The organism is Cupriavidus sp. WS (assembly GCF_000395345.1).
Classification (GTDB): Bacteria; Pseudomonadota; Gammaproteobacteria; order Burkholderiales; family Burkholderiaceae; genus Cupriavidus; species Cupriavidus basilensis_B.
In genome coordinates, this window is sequence record NZ_AQPL01000352.1 from 1 (window position 1) to 2,256 (window position 2,256).

Consider the following 2,256-nt stretch of genomic DNA (forward strand, 5'->3'; position numbering starts at 1 on the left):
AGATCGTGGCCTCGGTGGCGCAGCGCTTCGTCTGCATCGCCGACGGCAGCAAGCTGGTGGAAGTGATGGGCGCGTTCCCGCTGCCCGTGGAAGTGATTCCGATGGCACGCGCCGCGGTGGCGCGCAAGCTGGCCGCGCTGGGCGGCCAGCCGCGCCTGCGCATGACGAAGGAAGGCGGCATCTACAAGACCGACAACGGCAACGTGATCCTCGACGTGGCCGGCCTGAAGATCGCCGACCCGAAGGGCCTGGAAGAGGCCATCAACCACGTGCCCGGCGTGGTGACGGTGGGCCTGTTCGCGCTGCGCGGCGCGGACGTGCTGCTGCTGGGCACGCCGGAAGGGGTCAAGCGCAGCGATTTCTGAGCCGCGCGCCAGGATTTCCGGCCGACAGGATGTCCGGCCGACAAAAAGGGTGCCTCTCGCGGCACCCTTTTTTTGCGCTTCACTGCCGCGGCATCTGGCCGCGGGCAGCCGCCATCAGGCCTGCGGCGGCGGCACGTAGCCCTGGGCCTGGTCGGCGCCGTCGCCGAAGAAATACTTCTCGGTCTGCTTGAGCAGGTACTGGCGCGCGCGCGTGTCGGCCATGTTGAGGCGGTTTTCGTTGATCAGCATGGTCTGGTGCTTGAGCCAGCCGGCCCAGGCTTCCTTGGACACGCTTTGCCAGATCTTCTTGCCGAGTTCGCCAGGCAGTGGCGGCAGGTCGAGCCCTTCGGCTTCCTTGTTGAGCTTGACGCATTGGACCATGCGGGCCATGGGGAACTCCTTGTAGTCGTGTGATGTGGCCGGCGCGGCGGGCGCGCCGCGCCATTGCAGGGCGCTATTGTAGCGAAGCGGGGGCCAGCCTTCCGGCTACCCCCACGGTCGTCACAGTTTTTTCATCAGCACCATCGACTTGCGCTGCCAGTTGTAGAGCTTGCGCTTGTCTTCGGGCAGGTCGTCCACGTTGGCATGGACGAAGCCGCGCTTGAGGAACCAGTGTTCGGTGCGCGTGGTGAGCACGAACAGGCGGTCCAGCCCGAGGCTGCGCGCGCGGCGCTCGATGCGCTTGAGCAGGCGCTCGCCGTCGCCGGTGCCCTGCGCCTCGGCCGACACGGTCAGGCAGGCCATCTCGGCCATGCCTTCGCGCGGGTAGGGGTAGAGCGCGGCGCAGCCGAACAGCACGCCATCGTGCTCGATCACCGAGAAGTTGGCGATGTCGCGCTCGATCAGGTGGCGCCCGCGCGGCACCAGCGTGCCGTCCTGCTCGAGCGGGGCGATCAGCTGGACGATGCCGCCGACGTCGTCGAGCGTGGCTTCGCGCAGGCTTTCGAGGTCGGTGTCCGAGATCATGGTGCCGACGCCGTCGTGCAGGAACAGCTCCAGCAGCACCGAGCCGTCCAGCTCGAACGGGATCAGGTGGGCGCGCGGCACGCCGCCCTTGAGGGCCTTGACCAGGTGTTCCAGGTAATAGGCCACTTCGGGCGGCAGGTGGTTGTTCTGCAGCCGCTCGACGGCGGTGCGCAGCGACATTTCCGGCATCAGCCGGCCGGTGGCGTCCTGCACGCCGGACACCTCGGTGATGAAGACCAGCTTGTCGGCCTTGATGGCGGTGGCGGTGGCGCTGGCCACGTCTTCCATCGACAGGTTGAAGGCCTGGCCGGTGGGCGAGAAGCCGAGCGGCGAGAGCAGCACGACCTTGCCGTGCGAGAGCGACATGCGGATCGACTCGCCGTCGATCTTGCGCACCAGGCCGGTGTGCTGGTAGTCCACGCCTTCGACGATGCCGACCGGGCGCGCGGTGACGAAGTTGCCGGAAATCACCGACAGCTGGGCGCCGGCCATCGGCGTGTTGGGCAGGCCCTGGCTGAAGGCGGCCTCGATGTCCAGGCGCAGCTCGCCGGCGGCTTCCTTGGCGCATTCGAGCGCGGCGTTGTCGGTGATGCGCACGCCATCGGCGAACTGCGACTCGACGTGGCGCAGCGCCAGTTGCTCTTCCACCTGCGGGCGCGAGCCGTGCACCAGCACGATCTGCATGCCCATCGCGTGCAGCAGCGCGACGTCGTTGACCAGCGCATTGAGCGTGCCGGCCTTGACCAGCTCGCCGGCGAAGGCGATCACGAAGGTCTTGCCGCGGAACGCGTGGATGTAGGGGGCTACCGCGCGCAGCCAGTCGACGAACTGCTGGTGGTCCGGCGCGCCGCGCTCGGCCGCCTCGGAGGCGGGGGCGGAAAGCGGCGCGGCCGGGGGCGCGGAGGGGGCGGGGACGGGCAGGGGC

At 68.7% G+C, this 2,256-nt stretch carries 3 protein-coding genes; 1 reads left to right on the forward strand and 2 read right to left on the reverse strand.

The features are described from left to right. On the forward strand, window positions 1–365 hold a 365-nt coding region (locus tag K206_RS0126020), incomplete at its 5' end, for a ribose-5-phosphate isomerase A (protein ID WP_020205309.1). A gap of 114 nt (window positions 366–479) precedes the next feature. Here K206_RS0126020 and K206_RS0126025 read toward each other — a convergent pair. Next, window positions 480–755 (reverse strand): oxidative damage protection protein, encoded by a 276-nt coding sequence (locus K206_RS0126025; RefSeq protein ID WP_020205310.1) that lies wholly within the window; start codon window positions 753–755, stop codon window positions 480–482. 111 nt (window positions 756–866) lie between these two features. Beyond that, window positions 867–2,252 (reverse strand): amino-acid N-acetyltransferase, encoded by a 1,386-nt coding sequence (gene argA, locus K206_RS0126030; RefSeq protein ID WP_063826883.1) that lies wholly within the window; start codon window positions 2,250–2,252, stop codon window positions 867–869. Window positions 2,253–2,256 lie beyond the last annotated feature (4 nt).

Excerpts from the sequence above, each read along its gene's own strand:
- K206_RS0126025 (WP_020205310.1), bottom strand. The coding sequence starts at position 755 with ATGGCCCGCATGGTCCAATGCGTCAAGCTCAACAAGGAAGCCGAAGGG.